At 64.9% G+C, this 20,425-nt stretch carries 22 protein-coding genes; 12 read left to right on the top strand and 10 right to left on the bottom strand.

Annotated features, from left to right (window positions below; all coding sequences use genetic code 11):
• The first annotated feature begins 1 nt into the window (after position 1).
• A complete protein-coding gene (locus ACOZ9V_RS04270) occupies positions 2–751 on the top strand; it encodes a GTP pyrophosphokinase (protein WP_434593941.1) in 750 nt (249 codons plus the stop codon).
• Here ACOZ9V_RS04270 and ACOZ9V_RS04265 read toward each other — a convergent pair.
• Positions 732–1,310: a dihydrofolate reductase family protein gene (locus ACOZ9V_RS04265; RefSeq protein WP_139469242.1), complete on the bottom strand. Its 579-nt coding sequence runs from the start codon at positions 1,308–1,310 to the stop codon at positions 732–734. The two genes, ACOZ9V_RS04270 and ACOZ9V_RS04265, sit on opposite strands and share 20 nt — an antisense overlap.
• A 198-nt stretch (positions 1,311–1,508) precedes the next feature.
• On the opposite strand from ACOZ9V_RS04265, the gene ACOZ9V_RS04260 reads away from it, so the two are divergent.
• Positions 1,509–2,267, top strand: coding sequence for an SDR family NAD(P)-dependent oxidoreductase (locus ACOZ9V_RS04260; RefSeq protein ID WP_167194120.1), 759 nt, complete (start codon positions 1,509–1,511; stop codon positions 2,265–2,267).
• Between the two features lie 36 nt (positions 2,268–2,303).
• Here ACOZ9V_RS04260 and ACOZ9V_RS04255 read toward each other — a convergent pair whose 3' ends face one another.
• Positions 2,304–3,812 (bottom strand): multicopper oxidase family protein, encoded by a 1,509-nt coding sequence (locus ACOZ9V_RS04255; protein ID WP_181271013.1) that lies wholly within the window; start codon positions 3,810–3,812, stop codon positions 2,304–2,306.
• Complete coding sequence (locus ACOZ9V_RS04250; protein WP_039207963.1) at positions 3,809–4,213, bottom strand: hypothetical protein; 405 nt, start codon at positions 4,211–4,213, stop codon at positions 3,809–3,811. Before ACOZ9V_RS04250 ends, ACOZ9V_RS04255 begins: the two co-directional genes overlap by 4 nt.
• A 152-nt stretch (positions 4,214–4,365) precedes the next feature.
• Between ACOZ9V_RS04250 and ACOZ9V_RS04245 the strand changes: the two genes are divergently transcribed.
• From ACOZ9V_RS04245 to ACOZ9V_RS04235, 3 genes are all read left to right on the top strand, one after another.
• Positions 4,366–5,544 (top strand): sensor histidine kinase, encoded by a 1,179-nt coding sequence (locus ACOZ9V_RS04245; protein ID WP_139469237.1) that lies wholly within the window; start codon positions 4,366–4,368, stop codon positions 5,542–5,544.
• Positions 5,541–6,221: a response regulator gene (locus tag ACOZ9V_RS04240; RefSeq protein WP_181271014.1), complete on the top strand. Its 681-nt coding sequence runs from the start codon at positions 5,541–5,543 to the stop codon at positions 6,219–6,221. Before ACOZ9V_RS04245 ends, ACOZ9V_RS04240 begins: the two co-directional genes overlap by 4 nt.
• A gap of 121 nt (positions 6,222–6,342) precedes the next feature.
• Entirely contained in the window at positions 6,343–6,594 is a 252-nt protein-coding gene (locus tag ACOZ9V_RS04235) for a hypothetical protein (protein ID WP_139469233.1), read from the top strand.
• Between the two features lie 18 nt (positions 6,595–6,612).
• On the opposite strand, the gene ACOZ9V_RS04230 is transcribed toward ACOZ9V_RS04235, so the two are convergent.
• The 4 genes from ACOZ9V_RS04230 to ACOZ9V_RS04215 form a co-directional block, all read right to left on the bottom strand.
• On the bottom strand, positions 6,613–6,966 hold the full coding sequence (locus tag ACOZ9V_RS04230) for a VOC family protein (RefSeq protein ID WP_139469231.1): 354 nt from the start codon (positions 6,964–6,966) through the stop codon (positions 6,613–6,615).
• Positions 6,967–6,970: 4 nt separating this feature from the next.
• Positions 6,971–7,504 (bottom strand): O-acetyl-ADP-ribose deacetylase, encoded by a 534-nt coding sequence (locus ACOZ9V_RS04225; RefSeq protein WP_139469229.1) that lies wholly within the window; start codon positions 7,502–7,504, stop codon positions 6,971–6,973.
• Between the two features lie 91 nt (positions 7,505–7,595).
• Positions 7,596–7,820 (bottom strand): sulfurtransferase TusA family protein, encoded by a 225-nt coding sequence (locus ACOZ9V_RS04220; protein WP_039207979.1) that lies wholly within the window; start codon positions 7,818–7,820, stop codon positions 7,596–7,598.
• Positions 7,817–8,872 (bottom strand): YeeE/YedE family protein, encoded by a 1,056-nt coding sequence (locus ACOZ9V_RS04215; protein WP_139469227.1) that lies wholly within the window; start codon positions 8,870–8,872, stop codon positions 7,817–7,819. The genes ACOZ9V_RS04220 and ACOZ9V_RS04215 overlap by 4 nt, the downstream gene beginning before the upstream one ends.
• Positions 8,873–9,078: 206 nt before the next feature.
• On the opposite strand from ACOZ9V_RS04215, the gene ACOZ9V_RS04210 reads away from it, so the two are divergent.
• Positions 9,079–10,479: an MmgE/PrpD family protein gene (locus ACOZ9V_RS04210; protein WP_434593930.1), complete on the top strand. Its 1,401-nt coding sequence runs from the start codon at positions 9,079–9,081 to the stop codon at positions 10,477–10,479.
• Positions 10,480–10,548: 69 nt separating this feature from the next.
• Positions 10,549–11,385: a phosphosulfolactate synthase gene (locus tag ACOZ9V_RS04205; protein WP_139469225.1), complete on the top strand. Its 837-nt coding sequence runs from the start codon at positions 10,549–10,551 to the stop codon at positions 11,383–11,385.
• A gap of 626 nt (positions 11,386–12,011) precedes the next feature.
• Here the strand turns inward: ACOZ9V_RS04205 and ACOZ9V_RS04200 are convergent.
• Genes ACOZ9V_RS04200 through ACOZ9V_RS04190 form a run of 3 tightly spaced genes read right to left on the bottom strand, consistent with a single transcriptional unit; the run spans position 12,012 to position 14,688 of the window.
• Positions 12,012–13,352, bottom strand: a complete 1,341-nt coding sequence (locus tag ACOZ9V_RS04200) for a signal peptidase I (RefSeq protein WP_258233273.1) — start codon at positions 13,350–13,352, stop codon at positions 12,012–12,014.
• A 14-nt stretch (positions 13,353–13,366) separates the two neighbouring features.
• Positions 13,367–14,065: a SipW-dependent-type signal peptide-containing protein gene (locus ACOZ9V_RS04195; RefSeq protein ID WP_139469221.1), complete on the bottom strand. Its 699-nt coding sequence runs from the start codon at positions 14,063–14,065 to the stop codon at positions 13,367–13,369.
• A gap of 17 nt (positions 14,066–14,082) precedes the next feature.
• Complete coding sequence (locus ACOZ9V_RS04190) at positions 14,083–14,688, bottom strand: SipW-dependent-type signal peptide-containing protein (protein ID WP_139469219.1); 606 nt, start codon at positions 14,686–14,688, stop codon at positions 14,083–14,085.
• A gap of 287 nt (positions 14,689–14,975) precedes the next feature.
• On the opposite strand from ACOZ9V_RS04190, the gene ACOZ9V_RS04185 reads away from it, so the two are divergent.
• The 5 genes from ACOZ9V_RS04185 to pcaDC all read left to right on the top strand — a co-directional run bounded on the left by ACOZ9V_RS04185 (position 14,976) and on the right by pcaDC (position 20,350).
• Entirely contained in the window at positions 14,976–16,160 is a 1,185-nt protein-coding gene (locus tag ACOZ9V_RS04185; RefSeq protein ID WP_434593924.1) for a 4-hydroxybenzoate 3-monooxygenase, read from the top strand.
• A 62-nt stretch (positions 16,161–16,222) separates the two neighbouring features.
• Positions 16,223–17,047, top strand: coding sequence for a protocatechuate 3,4-dioxygenase subunit beta (pcaH, locus tag ACOZ9V_RS04180; protein WP_434593921.1), 825 nt, complete (start codon positions 16,223–16,225; stop codon positions 17,045–17,047).
• On the top strand, positions 17,040–17,624 hold the full coding sequence (gene pcaG / locus ACOZ9V_RS04175) for a protocatechuate 3,4-dioxygenase subunit alpha (protein ID WP_101546370.1): 585 nt from the start codon (positions 17,040–17,042) through the stop codon (positions 17,622–17,624). Before pcaH ends, pcaG begins: the two co-directional genes overlap by 8 nt.
• 6 nt (positions 17,625–17,630) lie before the next feature.
• Entirely contained in the window at positions 17,631–19,001 is a 1,371-nt protein-coding gene (locus ACOZ9V_RS04170) for a lyase family protein (protein WP_434593917.1), read from the top strand.
• A 44-nt stretch (positions 19,002–19,045) separates the two neighbouring features.
• A complete protein-coding gene (gene pcaDC / locus ACOZ9V_RS04165) occupies positions 19,046–20,350 on the top strand; it encodes a bifunctional 3-oxoadipate enol-lactonase/4-carboxymuconolactone decarboxylase PcaDC (RefSeq protein WP_434593914.1) in 1,305 nt (434 codons plus the stop codon).
• Positions 20,351–20,425: the final 75 nt, after the last annotated feature.

The following is a 20,425-nucleotide window of genomic DNA, read 5'->3' as shown; positions in this document are numbered from 1 at the left end:
AATGGAGATCGGGAAAGAGATGACGCCAGCAGAGACCGCACTGACACCACAGCAGATCGAAAGCATCCGTCAGCTGCGCCTGGATTTCTCGCAGCTGATCATGCACCACCGCTTCGTCATCGACGAGGTGCTCACGAAGATCTCGATCCTGCGCGAGGAGTCCGTCCACACGCGCAGCTACAACCCGATCGAGCACATCTCCTCTCGCGTGAAGTCGCCACGGAGCCTGCTGGAGAAGGTCCACCGTCGGGGCCTGCCGCTCGACACCGCGATCATCCGCCGCGAGATCACCGACATCGCAGGCATCCGCATCACCTGCAGCTTCATCGCCGACACCTACCACGTCCTCGAGCTGCTCACCGCGCAGAACGACGTCCGCCTCGTCGAGGTCAAGGACTACATCGCAGAGCCGAAGCCCAACGGCTACCGCAGCCTGCACGCGATCCTCGAGGTACCGGTGTTCCTCCGCAGCGGGCCGACCCCGGTCATCTGCGAGGTGCAGATCCGCACGATCGCGATGGACTTCTGGGCGAGCCTCGAACATAAGATCCACTACAAGTTCGACGGCGACGTTCCCGAACGTCTCGTCGGCGAACTCACCGAGGCGGCCGACGCGGCCAGCGAACTCGACCGGAAGATGGAACGCCTCCACGCCGAGGTCAGGAGCGGTTCACCGGATGTCGATTCCGGTGAGGAGTTCGACCAGGAGGCTCTGCGGATCCTTTGGGACCTCAGTCGGCGGGAGGGCTAGACCTCTTGGGTCGGTACGTGCGACCGAAGCTGCGGGCGTTCGCCGTATCGATCGTCTCGAGCTCCCAGTCGACCCGCCGTCCGCCGGGAACATCGAAGATCCGCACTCCGTCGCCGAGGAAGACCGGCGCGACGTAGACCTGGAGTTCGTCGATGAGGTCGACCTCGAGTGCCTGCCGGGCAATATCGGCGCTGATGATCTGGATGTCACGGTCACCGGCGATCTGCTGGGCCTTCTCGACTGCCTCGGTGATGGTGCAGTTCATCGCGGTCACCGAGGCGTCCCCGGCCAATTCCTCGGGACGATGGGTGAGGATGATCTCCGTCCCCGACCAGGCTCCCCCGTAGGCCTCGGACGTCAGCTCATCGCGTTCGTCGGCCTGATCCTTGGCCGCGTCGTAGCCGCGGCGGCCGGAGATGATGACGGCGACCTTCGACGCCATGCCCTCGGTGGTGCCTTCGGCGTTCGGCTCGGAGGCCGAGAGCCACGACATGTCATGGCCTGGCCCGGCGATGAATCCGTCGATCGAACAGGTGAAACCCCATGCCACTTTTCCCATCGCTCCCCCTCGAGCCGCAGCGATCATCAATCTAGTTGCAGATTGCAACCAGTTAACCATTGTTGCCGGCCTCGATCAATGCCCCGTGTGACCGAACAGGCCGACTTACAGCGGAATGTTCTCCGACTCTTCCTCGTTACGCCTGGTGAGGGCCACATCAGCTGGGCCCGAGGATTTTCGAGAAAGAGAGTCACCACCATGGCAGATTTCACGAACAAGGTCGCACTCGTCACCGGAGGCGGATCGGGCCTCGGAGAGGCGATTTCCAAGGACCTCGCCTCCAAGGGCGCGAAGGTCGTCATCACCGACATCAACCTCGAGGCAGCCGAGCGTGTCGCCGGTGAGGTCACCGAGGCCGGAGGCACCGCCTCGGCAATCCAGCAGGACACGTCCTCGAAGGAGGACTCGGAGAAGGTCGTCAAGTTCGCCGTCGACACCTACGGCGGACTCAACTTCGCCGTGAACAACGCGGGCATCGGCGGCAAGCAGGTGCCCGTCGGCGAGACTGACCTCGATTCGTGGGACAAGGTCATCGACGTCAACCTCAACGGCGTCCTCTACGGAATGCGCTTCCAGATCCCGGCCATGCTCGAGAACGGCGCAGCGGAGTCGGCGATCGTCAATATGGCTTCGGTTCACGGAACCGTCGCCGCGATCAACAACGGCGCTTACACCGCAGCCAAGCACGGCGTCGTCGGCATCACGAAGAATGCCGCCGCCGAGTACGGCGCCGAAGGCTTGCGCATCAACGCAGTCGGCCCCGGCTACATCACAACTCCCCTGCTCGAATCGAGCCTGGACGCCGAAACGCTTGAAGGACTCAAGGCCAAGCACCCTCTCGGCCGCCTGGGCACCGCCGATGAAGTTGCAAAGGTCGTATCGTTCCTGCTCTCCGACGATGCCTCGTTCGTCACCGGCGCCTATTACCTCATTGACGGCGGCTACACCGCGGTGTGATCGCTCTGTCGATGACGCACGAGCACTGTCACCGCCTCAGTGCTCGTGCCCGGCCCCGTCATGCCCGGACGGCACCCCGACTTCTGCCTCCTGACCTCGCTCGATGACGACGAACTGGCCCATCATGCCCTCATCCTCGTGCAGCAGCATGTGGCAGTGATACATGTACGGCATCGTCGGGTCGGCGAAATCCTCGAATCGCATGAGCAGTCGGTAGTCGCGATTCGGTTCGAGGTAGATCGTGTCCTTCCTTCCGCTCATCTCCACCGGCGGCGCCTCCCCATCGACCGAGAGCACCTCGAACTGCACATCGTGGATATGGAAGCTGTGCGGGATCGGCTGCCTGCTGCGCACCTCCCACACCTCGGTGTCGCCGACGTAGGCCACCTCGTCGATGCGGTTCATGTCCATCCGCTCGCCGTTGATCTCACGTTCCTCGAGTTCGAACTTGCGGGTCTTGGCCGCCTCAGCCTCAATTAGAGCATCCTCCTCGGCATGCGACGACGGCGACCACGCTGGCTCGGGAGCAGGTGTCAGGGTCTCGGCCGCACGAAACTCGAGAACGTCGAAGGAATCGTGTCCGCCCATCGTCGCCGGCACCGCCACCCCGCCGAGGTCGACCTCGGCCGAGCGCATCCGCACCGTCTCACCTGCGGTGAAGTCGACGACCACCTCGGCGCGCTCACCCGGTGCCAACCTCAGCCGATCGACCTCGGCAGGTTCGTCGAGGAGTCCGCCGTCACCGGCGATGAGATCCATCGACCGATCGGGGAATTCGAAGGCGTACGTCCTCGCCGTCGATCCGTTGAGCAGACGCAGCCGCACCTTCTCCGATGTCACCTCCTGCACCCCGCCGATGGTGCCGTTGACCATGACGGTGTCGCCGAGCATCCCCGGTTCGGCCCCGTCGTCGCTGAGCTCGAGCTCACCATCGTCGAAAGACTTGTCCTGGACGATGAGCGGGAGATCGTCGACGCCGTACTCGTCCGGCAGATCCGCGTCGGCGCTAGCATCGTCGTCGAGGATGACCATCCCAGCCAACCCCTTGTACACGTGATCTTCGGTCTTCCCGTGGGGATGCGGGTGGTACCACAGGGTCGACGCCTGCTGGTCGATCGTCCAGTGCGGCTTCCACGTCTGACCAGGATCGATCATCTGGTGCGGACCGCCGTCCATCGTCGCCGGCAGATGCATCCCGTGCCAGTGCACGCTCGTCGGTTCGTCGAGGTCGTTCGCAACGTCGACGGCGACTTTCTCCCCGCGTTCGGCCCGCAGGGTGGGTCCGAGAAATGACCCATTGAATCCCCAGGTCTCCGTCGGTCCGTCCTGACCGGGAAACTCCGTCGACCCTTTCTCAGCGGTGAGGTCGAAGGTGCGCACTCCGCCGTTGACCGTCGATTCCGCCAACGGCGGGATGGCCAGTTCATTCGTGAACTCGGCCTCCGTCACCGAGGTGGTCGACACTCCGCAGGCAGCCAGCCCGACCGCGACGACCACCGCGACAGCGGCCCCGGCAGCGACCGAGGCGTGCGGGCGCCGTCTCATCGCTGCTCCCGCTTCCCGAGCATCGCCTGGATTCCGTAGGCTGCCAGTCCGGTGAGGGCGCCGATCCCGGCGCCCATTCCGAGGCTCGGGATGAGTGCCATGAACACCGCCGGCCCGCTGCTGATCAGCCCGGTCCCGGCGAGCAGTCCGCCGAATGCGAGGGTGAGGAAGCCGTGCGCCGCGCCGCAGATCGTCAGGGTGAGTACGGGCCGAGCGACGCGGGCGAAGCCGACGGTCCCGATCCACACCGCTCCGGTGAGACCGAGCAGAGTGAGGGCGCGGACGGCACCGTCACCGAGGATGGGCCACAGTCCGGTCAGCGGCCACAGCAGTGCCAGAGAGGACAGACCGACGATGAGCGGCCAGGACAGGGGACGTTTCGAATGTGTTGTCGTATTCATGTCCTCTACTCTTCCGGTCGGCCGGATCTGCCACATCGACGCTGAGGCGTCAGTTCCTCCCGCCCCGAGGCGAGGCTCGAGTCGCCTGGAGGCGATTGCCCGACCGACGCCGAACGACTGCGGCGGACGCGTTTGCTCCGTAGTCTTGGACTATGGGTTCGGCAGATGTGAGTGAGACGGGTGAGGAGCGCGAGCGCCTCGAACCGTGGCTGACCGATACCTCCCTGGCTGTTGCGGTGACCCTGGTGATCTCGCTGGTCATCGCCGCCGATGCCGAGTCCTCCCCGCTGCCCGGCGTCGCCTGGGCGATCGGTTTCGGTGCCCTGATGCTCCTGCGTCGCCGTCTGCCGCTGACCGTTCTGGCCGTGACCGTGTTCGGGATCTTCGCCTACTACGCTCTGAATCTGCCGCCGATCGGCATGGTCCTGCCCGCGGTCGGTGCCCTCTACTCGACTGCCGAGGTGCGGCGCACCTCATGGGCGGTGCTCGGTGCTGCGGTCTTGATTGCCGTGTCGACGTTCTACCGGTTCGATGACCTCGATCCGCGCGCCCAACTGACCGGGTACGGCTTCGTCACTGAACTTGCCCTGGCAGCCGCCGCGATCGCCCTGGGGTCGGTGGTCCGTTTGGTCCGGGAGACCCGTACGCAGTCGGCGCGCATCGCCGCCCTCACCACTGCCGAGGAGTCCCGAGCCGCCGAGGCGCGGATGCACTCCGAACGAGTGCGCATCGCCCGCGACCTCCACGACACGATCGGCCATACCCTGTCCGTGGCTTCCCTGCACACCTCAGTGGCGGCCGAGGCCGTGGACCCGGACGACCGCGCGGCCGCACTCGAACGGGTGCGCGGTGCCACCTCGGAGGCACTGCGGGAACTGCGTCGCACGGTCAAGGTCCTCCGCGAGGAGTCCGCAGGTGTGACCGACCCGGGACCTGCCTCGGCGCTGGGGTTGGCTTCGATCTCCACCGTCATCGAGGCGGCCCGAGCCGCCGGCCTCGACGTCACGGTCGACCTCGGTGTCGATCCGGCACGGCTGCCGCGGGCCGTCGATGCGGCGGCATTTCGGATCGTCCAGGAGTCGGTGACGAATGTGCTCCGCCATTCCGGGGCGAGCGCGGCCCGCGTCTCCGGGCAGGTGCACGGCGACGAGCTCATCGTGCGCATCCACGATGACGGTCACGGCGGGCCCGCGGACACGGCCGCCGGTGCCGGCATCCGCGGGATGTCGGAACGGGCGGGGCTGCTCGGGGGTCGCCTCGCTGCTGGACCGAACGGTGAAGGATTTGAAGTGATCGCGCATCTGCCGATCGAGGTTGAGGAGGACGAATGACCGAGACGATTCGCGTCGTCATCGTCGACGATCAGGAGCTGGTCCGAGCGGGTCTGCGGCCTCTGGCCGAACGCGACGGAGACATTTCGGTCATCGCCGAGGCGGCGGACGGGAGGTCAGGGCTGTCGCATGTGCGGGAGCTGCGCCCCGATGTCGTGCTCATGGACATCCGCATGCCCGTGATGGACGGGATCGAGGCGACGCGGGCCATCGTCGACGATGGCGCGTTGGACGGGGTCAGGGTGCTCGTGCTCACCACTTTCGACGAGGACGAGAACGTCTTCGCCGCCATCCGTGCCGGTGCTGCAGGCTACCTGCTCAAGGACGTCTCACCCGACGATCTGCGCGCTGCGATCCGCACGGTCGCAGCAGGTGATGCCCTGTTGTCTCCATCTGTCACCGCCGCGGTCATGCGGGTCGTCGCGGAGGGGCATTCACCCGATCCGGACGGGCATGGGCTCGATGAGCTGACTGAACGGGAGGTCGAGGTCCTCAGCGGAATCGGGCGTGGGCTGACCAATGACGAGATCGCTGCCGAACTCTTCCTCAGCCCCGCCACTGCTCGCACCTATGTCAGTCGTCTGCTCACTCGTCTCGATGCCCGGGACCGCGCTGCCCTGATCGTGCTCGCCTATGAGACGGGGCTGGTTCGGCCGGGCGGTGCTTCACGCGGGTGATCGTCGGCTGCTCCCATCGAACGTCCTCAGATCCCCCAGTGCACACTCTGCTTGCAGGCGTAGCGTGGCAGGCACAGCCCAAATGGTTTGGACCGTGGACGAAAACATCAGGTGATCGACCATGAGCACGACACAGACCTATCAGTATCCGAAGCCCCTGGCGGTGGTTCTCGGCAAGAGGGCGGCGCTGTTCCTCTTCATCGGCGTCCTCGGTTTCCTCCTCGTCAAGATCGTCGGTCCGGTTCTGCAGACCGGCCCCGAATATGTCGTCGAGGCCGCCGTCTCCGGAATTCCGCTGCTCATCGCCGCCGGGTGTGCCGTCAGCGCACTGGCGCTGGCGGTCGTACACAGAGTGCGGCACAGGGCAGCGTGAAAACTGCCCCGCGTGGGTTCACTCCGGATGCGCGACGATATTGAACACGTTGCCGTCGGGTGCGCGGACGAAGAACCGCCGTACTCCCCATTCCTCGTGGGTGAGCGGGTGGACGATCTCGATGCCCTGTTGCTGGGCTTCGGCAAAGGCAATGTCGACGTCCTCGACGAGCACCGAAGCCACGGGATTCGTCTGCCCGGTCTCATCGTCGGTGAGCACCTGCACGCTGGCGCCGGTGCCCGGTGAGGTGAAGCGTGCGACCCAGCCGAGATTGAATTCCTCGCTGCTCAGCCCGAGGAAGCCCGCATAGAACTCCCGCGCCGCGTCGAGGTCGTCGACCGCGATGTCAGGAATGACTCTGTTGACCTTCATGACATCACCACTGATCGTGGTCGAAGACCTGGCAGAACACGCTGGTCATCTGATCGCTGAAGAGAACGAACTGGACGTCGTCGATCGATTCCCAGCGGCCGCGCGATCGTCCGTCGACGATGACGGAGTGAGCCGCCTCGGCGACGTCCCTGGGCGACCAGCCGTAGACTCCGCCGCCGATGGCCGGGAACGCGATCGAAGAGGCTCCGAGTTCCTCGGCGAGGTTGAGGCTTGATTCGAAACAGGACTCGAGGATCTCAGGATCAGCCTCGCCCGCGTTCCGATTCGGTCCGACCGTGTGGATGACCCAGCGGACGGGCAGATCCCCCGCCGAGGTGGCCACGGCCTGACCCGGCGGCAGACCGCGCACATGGGTGGTCTGCCTGACCTCGCGGCAGGCTTCGAGGAGCGCGGGACCGGCCGCGCGGTGGATGGCTCCGTCGACTCCGCCGCCACCGAGCAGCGAAGAATTCGCGGCGTTGACGATCGCGTCGACGGCCACCTCGGTGATATCGCCTTCGAGAACCGTGATCTTCATGTCTTGAGTCTATGCATCGACACTGACATTGCACATCGGCCGGCGCAGCTTTGCAGCTGCGCCGGCCGATGTGGTTGGCATCTCCTGCGATTCAGGCCTTCTGGACGGTGATGGTCCAGCTCGCGTCGGTGACTCGGTCGAAGTGGGTGACGGGGTAGCCGTTCTCGGCGGCCCACTGCGGGATCGCCTCGGTGGCCTGGGTGCAGTCGAAGTTGATGACGAGTTCGTCACCGGCTTCCAGACCGGTCATCGCGTCCTTGGCTTCCACGAGGGGGAAGGGGCAGACCTGGCCGTCGGTTTCGAGTACTTGCTTCATACTGTCCTGCTTTCCGCCGCGGGCGCTGCGGCCTGCGACTTCTTCGGTTTGATGGAGACCTTCGCTGCGATTCCGGAGCCGACGATCATGAAGACCATCGACACCCAGCCCTGGTATTCGAACTGTGCGGTCGAGACCATCGCGTTGCCGACGGTGCAGCCGCCGGCGATGGCTGCGCCGACGCCCATGCCGATACCGCCGATGATCGACTTGATGATCACGCTCTTGTCCGGCACGCGGACCCGGAACTCGCCGGAGGCCTTTGCTGCGATGAAGGAGCCGACAAGGATGCCGATGACGAGCATGACGCCCCAGTCGATGAGCTGCGTGTCACCCGTGGTGAGGTATCCGACGAGGTTCGCCGAGGGGGTGGTGATGCCCAGACCCGAGTTGCGGCCCGTGGCGGCGGAGAGCGGCCAGGCGATCGTGGCGATGATGCCGATGACCACGGCTGTGGCGAAGGGGTTCCAGCGCTTCTCGGTGAGCAGGTGCGCCAGGCCTGTCTTGCGCGGAGGCAGGGTGGCCATCGGAGTCTTGAGTTTGCGGGCATGGTGGACGGTCAGCCAGATCGCCACTGCAGAGATGATGGCGACGAAGACCCAGGGGCTCATGCCGGTGCTCGCCTGCAGGCTGCCGTTGTCCAGGGTGATCGCGCGGATGCCCTCGGTGAAGCCGGCGAGCGGGCCGAGCTTCATCACCGCGGAGAAGAGGGCGTAGAAGATGAGGGCGAACCAGCTGCCGACGAGTCCTTCACCGGCCCGGTAGTAGGTGCCAGTCGCGCAGCCTCCGGCGTAGACCATGGCCCAACCGAAGATCAGTCCGCCGACGATCGAGGCCAGCCATGGGAACGGCGTCGCCTCGAGGGTGATGACTCCGAAGCTGTTGAGCAGGAACAGGCCGATGGAATGCACGGCGATGAGCACGATGAGGGCGGAGAACCAGCGCGTGTTCCCCGTCAGCGTGAGGTCACGGAAGGCGCCGGTCACGCAGAAACGTCCTCGCTGGAAGACGAATCCGAGGACGAGGCCGACGATGAGTCCGGTGATGATCATTGAGCTGCTTTCTGTTCACGGCAGGTTCGCGGACGAACACAACAACCGTCCATTTTGCTCAACAATCAATGATCAGTCAACCACGGCCGGGCACAGCGCCTCCCACTCAGCCCGATGTGACTCAGGTCTCACCAAAAGTATCTTGACGTCAAGATACTTATGGAGTCATTATTTAGGTACGCCTTACCTAATAAGGAGGGGTCACAATGAAGGTCACAATGGACCAGCACCACGCACCGACAGAGGTGCAATCACTCGCTCAGTTCGTCGCCGATGCCTCGCTGGACACGCTCAGCGATACCGCCCTCGAACAGCTCAAGATCCGCGTCCTCGACACCATCGGCGTCGCCATCGGCGCCCTGGACGCTGCCCCACTGCAGGAAATCAGAACCCTCATCGACGGCCTCGGGGACGGACGCGGAGCCACGCTCATCGGCGGTGGCCAGGCCAGCCCCGATCACGCCGCGTTCTTCAATTCCGCCCTGAGCCGATATCTCGACTTCATGGATGCCTACCTGGCCAAGGGCGAAACCAACCACCCGTCGGACAATATGGGCGCGGTCCTCGCGGCCGCGGAACTGGCCGACGCCTCGGGCGCGGACTTTCTCACGGCCTTCGCCGTGGCTTATCAGATCCACACCCGGCTCTCGGATGTCGCACCGGTGAGAGACCTCGGCTTCGACCACACGACACAGGGCGCTTTCGCTGCGGCGGCCGCCTCGGCGAAGGCGTTGGGTCTGGGTGTCGAACAGATCGCGAATGCTGCCGCCATGGCCGGCACCGCGAACGTCGCACTGCGGGTCACCCGGACCGGAGACCTCAGCCACTGGAAGGGCCTGGCCTATCCCCACGTGTCGAAGGAGGGTGTCTTCGACGCACTCCTTGCCTCACGCGGAATCACAGGCCCGGCCGAGGTCTTCGAAGGCAACAAGGGCTTCAAGGCCCTGGCCGGAGACTTCGAGCTCGACTGGTCTGCAGAGGATCTCGAGAAGGTCACGGACACGATCATCAAGAAGCACAATGCGGAGATCCATTCGCAGTCGGCCCTCGACGCCGCACAGGACGTCCGCTCCCAGGAGGGATTCCGTGCCGATGCCATCGCCAGCGTCGAGCTGACGACCTTCGATGTCGCATACTCGATCATCGGCGGCGGCGAAGAAGGCGACAAGCGCTCCATCCGCACGAAGGAGGAGGCCGATCATTCGCTGCCGTGGATGCTCGCGGTCGTCCTCCTCGACGGTGAGCTCAATCCGGCGCAGTACGAGACTGAACGGATCGTCGCCGACGATGTCCAAGACCTCATGCACAAGGTCACGATCACTCCCTCCACGGAGTTCAGCGATCGGTTCCCCGAGCAGATGTGCGCCGACCTCGTCGTCACTCTCGGCGATGGGACCCAGTTCCGTGCGAACACCGACGACTATGAGGGTTTCACCACGCATCCTCTCGACTGGACGGGAGCCCGGAAGAAGTTCGATGCACTGACGTCCCCCTTCGCCGAGGCGGAGCTGCGTGACGAAATCGCCGACCTTGTCCACGACCTCGAGAACCATCAGATCCGAGAGCTGACCGCGGTCCTCGCGCACGTCCCCCAGGCTCGCAGCTGAAGCTGAGTCACCCGCCGGAGAACCCGGCACCCAGTCGGCGACCGCCGACACCCGAAGAAAGGAAAGACCATGTCGAACGCCATCGATTTCGATGTGTCCATGAACTTCGTTCCCCGCGCCCACCGCTCGGCCAAACCCCGCACCATCGGGATGACCGAGATTCGCGCCCCGTACTACTCAACCTTCGGCACACGACATCTGCAGGACGTCTTCGATGTCGCCGGTCAGTGGGTCGACGGCATCAAGTGGGCGGGCGGATCGTTCTCCCTCGTCCCGGCCGAGCAGGTGAAGGCCTTCAGCGACATCGCTCATGAGAACGGGGCGTACGTGTCCTCGGGCGGATGGATCGAGACGGTCCTGCGCTACGGAGATGACGCAGTCGATCAGTATCTCAAGGAGGCCAAGGAGGTCGGCTTCGACGTCATCGAGATCTCGACCGGATTCATCATGCTCCCGACCTCAGGCCTTGAGCGTCTCGTCGAGAAGGTCGTCAAGGCCGGGCTGAAGGCGAAGCCGGAGCTGGGCATCCAGATCGGCTCCGGCGGAGACTCCGGTGAGGCCGAACTGGCGGCGGAGTCTGCAAAGGACATCGGCGATCTCGTCGACCGCGGCAAGCGGGCGCTCGATGCCGGAGCCGCGATCATCATGATCGAGTCCGAGGGCATCACGGAGAACGTCGACGAGTGGAACACCGCCGCGGCCGCCTCGATCATCAACGGTCTGGGCCTCGAGAACGTCATGTTCGAAGCCGCCGACGGGCCGGTCTTCGAGTGGTACATCAAGAACTACGGCAACGAATGCAACCTATTCGTCGACCACTCGCAGATCCTCCAGCTCGAGGGGCTGCGCCAGAACATCTGGGGCAATAAGTCAACCTGGGGTCGGGTGATCAACCCGGCGCCGTGATCTGAAGTCGCGTCGAAATGTGCGAGGGTGTCCGTCCTTTCGGACACCCGCGCATCCGCCTGCAAGAAGGAGTGTCGGTTCCCGAAATCACGTCAGATTGCGGCAGCTTCCGCCAACTCCGGCCAGTAGACCAGCGCTACTCTCGACTAATGCTGAGGTAGATCGCCAACCGCTGACCTGCTCGACATAGAGTCCGATCTCCACTTTAGTTCCCAGCCCCAATAGCCCACCAAGGAGGTTGGTGCGCACTTCCGTGGTGTAAGTCCCATCTCCGTTGGGGATTGTGTTCGACGCCAGATTGAATCCAGTTAGCGGAGCGAGAACGGAGCCTAGGCCATTTGTGGACGTTTCTACGACTACGTCACCGAGTTGATAGCCTGCCGGAAGCCGCCAGAAGATCTCCACTCGCCCATAACCCAGGAGTGGATATCGATATTGACACTGAGCTGTCAAGACAGGTGCCGGGACCTTGCCCGCAGTGAACGCTCCCTGGCTCATCTTCGAATCAGTCCACCCGGCCAGCGTGCCATTCACTGCAGCTGGACCCGCGACGAGGGCGAGCAAGGCGACGACCGCGAGCAGCAGACGAGCTCGTCTCCAAGATTGTCGCGGCGAGTTCCTGCCCGTCATGACGTCCTCGCCTTCCTGGTTCGCGACACGATCGCTGAGCCGGTGACAACGAGCAAGAATGCTGCGAGCAGAATCCACTGCCAGCCGTCGATTCCGGTCCACGGCAGCTCGCCGGAACTGCCGCCATCGGCCGCGCCCTCGACAGTGCCGTCAGAGTCAGTGCCAGAATCGCCCGGCGCGCCAGGATCACCTGGGTCCCCAGGATCTCCTGGACCTGTCGAAACCTTGTCGCCGAGTCCTTCCACCAGCACGCGCACACCCGCGGTGGCACCAGCTACCGCGCGAACATCAGCGTCGCCAGCGAGAGTCGCCGTTATCTCGATTCGGCGAGAGTCATAACTGTCCATTTCCAGCAGGTTGAGACCGTCGTCAACAGCTGGCTCCAATTCGCTGAGCAGCATTCCGCGAATCAACATTTTCGAACCACTTGGACACGGGGCCTCCGCTTCAGTCATCGCGCATTCCCGCACATCGATCGACAGCGAATCCGCCAGCGCCTCCGCCCCTGCCCCCGACGCGATTGAGACCGTTATGTCTCCAGGTTCGGGCGCGTCGGCCCAGACGTCAACCGACCATGTGGCCGAGCTTCCGGGACTGAGGTTGCGCATCTTCTCGGCATCACCGAAGTCGCGCATACGCAGGATGTCATCTGCCGCTCCTGACGACGCGGACAGGGAATGATCCGCGTCTACGGACAGAGCATCCTCGGCGAACCATGGCCCAGGAATAACCTGCCCTCCAACGGCCATGGCCAACACCATTGGCAGTGCAATCGCATGCCGCGGTGACCGTGCCCGGGGGCGAGCCACCTCAGCGAGATTGTCTTCGTCATCCTCATCTCGCCGTGGCCAGAATGCCCACACGACGAGGAGGCTCGCCACGATCGTGATGCCGCCGAGCAGGAACGGGTTGCGCCACTGCTGGAGGATCGGAGCAACCCCGGGAACGGAGAACATCACCGTTCGGACCGTCTCGGCGGTGTAGGGGTCAGGGTCTTTCTCGGCGTTCGCGTCACCCTTCATCTCGAAAGTCACGGCACCGGTGGACTCATCAATGTGCTGGATCTCGGTGATGCGGTGGGTCACCGGTAGGACCTTATCCCCGCGATCGACGGTGACGATGTCGCCGATCTTCATGTCCTTTGCGGGGATCTCACGGACGAGCGAGGCCGATCCGGCCGGGATCGTCGGACTCATCGACCCGGTTTTGAACATGATGATCGACACGTTGAACACGAAGCTGAGGACGACAAGCACGATGCAGACTACGCCGAGGACGGCGAGGATGTTGAGCACGGCTCCTCCGAGCCATGCACCCACGTTCCTCTTGCGTGTCATAGAGCCTGGCATGGTCAATTCCCCGGCGCGGTGGACTCGGCTGTGAACGTCCAGGTGTGGCCCGCCTGCAGACCCTGAGCAGAGCTCGGAGCGTTGCTTGCCAGTGTCACCTCGAAGCAATAGTCCTGGACCGACGCTGAGGCGGCTTTGAGGGTCTGGGTGGAGTCGGCTGTGGTCGTGGAGCTCAGCGGGATTGCAGCAGCAGCGCTGCCGAAGACGAAGGCGCCCGGACCAGGAAAATTGCCCGCGTTACAGGCGACACCCGACGTCGATCGGGCCACGACTCGGTATGAGAGTGCAGAGGCGAAGCTATTCGGATTGGAGATTCCGCGTGCTGAGACCGTGAGCTTGCCGTCAATCGACGTATTCGACGTGGTGCGCACTGACACTGGCGCGTAGACCTTCTGCCCCGGGTACATGTTGCCCGCATTGAAGGTCATCTCATTCGTGCCGTTCCATTCGCCGCCGACCCGGAGCTCGATGTTGAACCGTCCGGCTTCGAAAGAGCCGGAGGCCTCTTCCGAGTCCGTCCACGCGGCGACCGTGGCCGTTGCGCCCACGCCGAGTACGAGGCCGCCAGCGAGAATCGCCTTGATGCGGCGGCCTCGCAGCTGCTGTCGCTGACGCAGCTGCCGTCGACTGACCGGGCGGGCGTCATCAGGCGCCCGCCGGGACGAGAAGAATCTATGCAGCGTCGGCAGAAGCGACCTCATCGATCAGCTCAGAGTCGTCATTCGGCCGAGGTGGCGGTGAACTGCCACTGAGCGGTTGTGTTCTGCCCCTGCTCCAGCGAGTCACCGGCAGTGACCTGGAAGCACAGCGTGACCGGGTCGCCGGTCGCAGTGTCTGCGCCCGCGGTGAGATTGAATTCCGCAGCGCCCGTAGTCGAGTCCAGCGCCGTCCCCTCGGGCACAATCGAAGTGCCCTCTGCGGTGGCCGAGCAGTCACCCGCCGAGGCGACCTGAACGATCGCGTAGGTCAGCGCCGCAGCGTTGTCCCCGCCTCCTGCCGCCGACTCGAGAGAGACAGTCGCGTCGTAGCTCGTCGGTCCGTCGAGGCGCAGCACGAAAGGCGCCGCCACGGTATCGCCGGGCGACATATTGTCCCCACCGTCGAGGTCGAAAGTCAGCGCCGCGGCACCGTCACTGCTCTCATGGTCAGCGAATGTCGTTCCGTCGGTGCTGCCCTGGACGTTGAATGAACCTGCGCCGAAGACGCCTTCGGCCCATTCGTCGTCGGTCCAGGCCGCCAGCGTCACGGCAGCGCCGACGCCGAGGACGATGCCGCCGGCGAGGATGGCTTTGAATTTGCGCGAACGCGTGGTCTTTGTGGTCACTGGGGACTCCTCATTGTCGGGCGCTCCAGCGCCTTGTCACGATGAAATATTGTGGGGAATGACTTCATGATGACTTATGAATTACTTTCGTAGAACTTTTTTCCATCACTTCTGTAATCTGTTATCGAAAAGTGACTTTGGGAAGTAATGCCCAAAAGCGCCACACCGATAATCCCGTTGGCCCCTCCGCCCACCCCAACCCCCTCCTCCCATTCATTGAGAACATCATCGCCTCGTGTCCGTGACTGGGCGCACACTGTTGAGAAGAGACAGGCAAGGAGGCCAAGGTGGCACAACTTCAGACAGACGTCGCGATCGTCGGAGCCGGACCCGCGGGACTCATGCTCGCGCACCTGCTGCACAATGCAGGAATCGAATCCGTCGTTATCGACAACCGCAGCCGCGACGACATCGCACACACCCACCGTGCCGGCATCCTCGAAGCAGGATCCGTGCGCATGCTCGAGGCCGCAGGCGTCGAATCCCGCGTCCACACCGACGGGCACCGACACGACGGAATCGACATCCGAGTCAACGGCTCCTCGAACCACTTCGACTTCCCCGAGCTCGTCGGCGAATCCGTTTGGCTCTACCCCCAGAACGAAATCTTCGTCGACCTCTCCGCCGCCCGCGAACGGACCGGCCGCCCCACTTATTACTCGGTCGCGGACACCCGCCTCGGCGATATCGAAACCGAGCGCCCCTGGGTCACCGCCACGACTGAGGGCGGCGACGAGCTGCGCATCGATGCCCGCTACGTCGTCGGCGCCGACGGCTCCCGCGGACCATGCCGCTCGATGATCCCCGACGGCACCCGGCAGCGTTTCTTCCACGAGTACCCGTTCGCCTGGTTCGGCATCCTCTGCGAAGCCCCACCCAGCCACGAAGTCCTCATCTACTCCCGCTCCGAACGCGGCTTCGCACTCATCTCCCAGCGCTCAGACAATGTCCAGCGCATGTACTTCCAGGCCTCCCCCGACACCGATGTGGCCGAATGGTCCGACGATCGGATCTGGACCGAACTCCAGGCCCGCGTCTACGGCCCCGACGGGTTCGAACTCAAGACCGGGCCGATCTTCGACAAGACCGTGCTCCCCTTCCGCTCGGCCGTGACCGAGCCGATGCAGCACGGTTCGATGTTCCTCGCCGGCGACAGCGCCCACACCGTCCCGCCGACCGGAGCGAAGGGCCTCAACCTCGCCTTCGCCGACGTCGCCGTGCTCGCGCCCGCCCTGATCTCGGCACTCAAGGACTCCGACGCCGAGGCGCTGGCCGGCTACTCGCATACCGCGACCAAACGCGTGTGGAAGGCCCAGAACTTCTCCTACCAGATGACACGGATGCTCCACACCGACCCGACTCAGGATGCCTTCGAAACGAAGCGCAGCCTCGGCGAACTCCGGTCCATCCTCGAATCCGACCACGGTCGCCGCTACCTGGCCGAGTGCTACACCGGCTGGCCCCACGGCTGAGCCGCTCCCCCACCGACCCCACCACGATGTCAACCGACGAAGAGACGAAGAAAGGTTCGACGATGAGTCAGCACCAGTCCTCGGAGAACGATGTTCAGACTGTGAAAGGCCCCGACGACGCAGCCGAGTCCCAGGCGACGCTGTCCGCCGAAATCGACGGAATCGAAGCGCAGTACAAGCAGAACGTCACCGGCGGCAAGAAGCCCGAGACCCAGCCGCGCCTGGACTACCGGCCCTACCGGTCATCGATCCTGCGTCACCCGACGAAGGATCCCCGCCACACCGACCCCGAGACGATCGAGCTCTTCTCCCCCGCCTTCGGGCACAGGGACATCGGCACCCTCGAATCCGACCTGACGATCCAGGCCGACGGCGAACCCATCGGCGAGCGCATCCGCGTCACCGGTCGGGTCCTCGACGGCGAAGGACGCCCCGTGCGCAACCAGCTTGTCGAAATCTGGCAGGCGAACTCGGCCGGACGCTATATCCACAAACGCGACCAGCACCCGGCCCCGATCGACCCGAACTTCACCGGCGTCGGTCGCACCCTGACCGGCGACGACGGCTCCTACTCGTTCACGACGATCAAACCGGGTCCCTACCCGTGGAAGAACCACCACAACGCCTGGCGGCCGGCCCATATCCACTTCTCGCTCTTCGGGTCCGAGTTCACCCAGCGGATGATCACCCAGATGTACTTCCCCGGGGATCCGCTCTTCGCCCTCGACCCGATCTACCAGTCGATCACCGACCAGAAGGCGCGCGACCGCCTCGTGGCGACCTATGACCACAACATCACCGAGCACGAATTCCTCATGGGCTTTAACTGGGACATCGTGCTCACCGGCGCCAACCGGACCTGGATGGAAGAAGAGGACGATGACTGACACCCCCACGACCCCTGATCTCACACCGACCCCGGGCCAGACCGTCGGCCCGTTCTACGGCTACGCGCTGCCGTTCGAGCACGATAATGAGCTCGTCCCGCCCGGTTCGGCTCGCGCAGTGCAGCTGACGGGAACCGTCTTCGATGGGGCAGGTGACCCGGTCCCCGATGCCATCCTCGAGATCTGGCAGCCCGACGAGCACGGCGCTGTCCCCCGGGAGACGGGATCGCTGCGCCGCAATGGCTTCACCTTCACCGGCTTCGGCCGCGCCGCCGTCGACCCGGAAGGCGAGTTCAGCTTCTCCACGGTCGATCCCGGGCCCACCGAGGCGGGCAAGGCACCCTTCATCAGCGTCGTCATCTTCGCCCGCGGGCTGCTCAACCGGCTGTTCACCCGCATCTATCTGCCTGAGGACACCGCGGCACTGGCCGCCGACCCGCTCCTGTCCTCACTCGACGAAGACGAGCGATCCCGCCTCATCGCCACTCGAGGGGCTGACGGATCGCTGCACTTCGACATACGGTTGCAGGGTGAGGAGGAAACCCCCTTCCTCCGATTCCCCAGCCACGAGGACTGACGCGATATGACCGACACCGCCCACACCCGGTTTCTCTTCGCCCCCGGCGATCTGCGCGGATCCGAAGCCATCGACGACGCCGCGTTCATCACCGCGATCGGCCAGGTCGAGACCGCATGGATCGTCGCGCAGGCACGGGTGGGGCTGGTGTCGTCGGAGATCCGCGCCGAGGTGGCCGCCGCCAACGATGCCACGATCCGCACGCTCACGGACGATCACACCGAACTCGAGTCCTTGGGCGAGGCCGCCGAATCCGGCGGCAACCCACTCATCCCGTTTCTTGCCCTCGTCCGCTCCCGACTCTCCCCCGAGGCCTCACGATGCCTGCACCGGGGACTGACCAGCCAAGACGTCATCGATACGGCCATCGGCCTGCTCGTCTCCCGCGTCGTGCGGCAGATGCAGGCGCGCCTCGAAGTCATCGGCACCTCCCTCGTCGAACTCTCCGACGCTCACGCGAAGACCCTGTGCCTGGCCCGCACCCTCACCCAGCCGGCCCTGCCGACGACCTTCGGCCTCAAGGCCGCCGCCTGGGCCGCCGAGGTCAATGAGGTCCAAGGCCAGGCGCCCTACGTCGACTATGTGCAGGTCGGCGGGGCCGCCGGCACCCGTGCCGCGATCCGTTGGTTCGCCGGCGACTCCACCGAATCCCTGCTCCGCGAATTCCACGTGCAGATGGTCGGTCCCGACGCGGCGCTCACCCAGATCCCCGTCCCCTGGCACACCGATCGCGTTCGCATCCTGTCTTGGGGCTCCCACCTCGCCCAATGCGTCACCGTCGGGGCCTCCATCGCCCGCGACATCCTCATCGGCGTGCGCCCCGAGATCGGTGAGCTGTCCCTGGCCTCCACCGGCGGATCCTCGACGATGCCGCACAAGTCGAACCCCACCTCGGCGGTGCTGCTCCACCGCAACGGAATGCGCGTCCCCGGATCACTGTCCACCCTGACCACGGCCGCCGCCGAAGCCATCGAAGAACGCTCCGACGGTGCCTGGCATGCCGAATGGCCTGCCCTCTCCGAGCTCATGACCCTGGCGATCTCCTCGCTCATCATCCTCGACGAGATGATCGCGGGCCTGCAGGTCAACGCCGAGGCCATGCGCGCGAACCTCGACGCCGCCTCCCCCGGGATCTATGGGGAGAAGCTCGGCATCGTCTTCGGCGACCGGATCGACAAAGACACCCGCGCAGCCATCATCGCCCCCGGCTCCGACCCTGTCGCAGCACTGCGCGCCGAGATCGGCGACGAGGATGGAATCAAGGAATTCTTCACCCCCGAGTCCTACCTCGGTGAGGCCGAGGACATCCGCCGCACCATCCTGGCGACCATCGACAGCTCCGGACCGCAGGAGATCGACCTGCCGTCCTTCGACTGAGACCCGTATTCCGACTTGAGAACCGACCGAAGAAAGTGACACCCATGGACCTCACCGCATCCGTTCTTTCCGCACCCGCCTCCCCCGCTGCCGATGCCCGAGTGCTCGTCGTCCTGCCTTCGCTGGGTACCTCCGTGGCAGCCCTATGGCAGCAGGCCGCCACCGAACTGACCGCGCTCAGTCCGGAGACGACGGTCATCGGCATCGACCTGCCCGGTCACGGTCGTTCGGTTCCGATCGACGTCCCCGCGGGGACCTCGGTGGCCCCGCGAATCACGATGTTCGACCTCGCCGAGGCGGTCCTGGGCACCCTCGATCGGGTCCTTCCCGATGTGGCCGCCCCCGGCGCTCCCGTCGACCTCGCCGGAGATTCGATCGGCGGAGCTACGGCCCTGCAGCTGGCGCTCGACCACGGGGATCGCTTCGGTCGCATCGCGGTGTTCTGCACGGGCGCGAAGATCGGTGAGGCTTCGGCCTGGGAGGAACGCGCCCAAACCGTGGCGACCTCGGGCACCCCGACTCAGGTCATCGGTTCGGCCCAGCGCTGGTTCGGGGAAGGGTTCATGGACCGGGAACCGGAGGCCTCGGCCGCGCTTCTTCATTCGCTGCAGGACGCCGACCGCTTCTCCTATGCCGCTCTCTGCTATGCGCTGGCCGACTTCGATGTCCGCGCGCGACTGCCCGAGATCACGCGTCCCCTGCTCGCAGTCGCGGGTTCTCAGGACCAGCCGACTCCGGCGGCGAAGCTCGCCGAGATCGCCAACGGAGTTCCCGGGGCGCTGCTCGAGGTCATCGACGGCGCCGCTCATCTCGTGCCGGCCGAGGCTCCGGTCGTGACCGCGGGTCTGCTCGCTGACTTCCTGCAGGGCAAGGGACTCGGCGCAGGGGCCGGCGGAGCCGCTTCCCCGGATGCCGGTCCCGAGCTGCCGACCGCATCGGGTCCGCGGGAGGCCAGCCGCGACGATGTGCGCGAGGCCGGAATGACCGTGCGGCGGCAGGTGCTCTCCGACGCCCATGTCGACCGCGCAAATGCGAAGGTCGACGACTTCACGAGCGACTTCCAGGACCTCATCACCCGCTACGCCTGGGGAGAGATCTGGACCCGTCCAGGGCTCGAGCGGCGGATGCGCTCGGCGATCACGCTCACTGCGATGATCGCAGGTGGCCACGAGGCGGAGCTGGCGATGCACGTCAAGGCTGCGCTGCGCAACGGGCTCACCCGCGATGAGATCAAGGAGGTCCTCCTCCAGTCGGCCATCTACTGCTCCGTGCCGAGCGCCAACACCGCCTTCTCCGTCGCCTCGCAGGCTCTGGCCGAATACGACGCCGAGGAAGCGAACGTCGACTGAGGCTGTTCGAATCGTCACATTGGGCGCCCGAGGGGTTCCGAGGAACCGCTGCGGGCAATAGGCTGGTGCGGTTGC

Origin of the sequence: Brevibacterium sp. 1718, assembly GCF_051131255.1 — a bacterium.
GTDB classification, from domain to species: Bacteria; Actinomycetota; Actinomycetes; order Actinomycetales; family Brevibacteriaceae; genus Brevibacterium; species Brevibacterium sediminis.
Note: the sequence above shows the minus strand (reverse complement) of the source record. Positions and strands in the feature narration are given on the sequence as shown.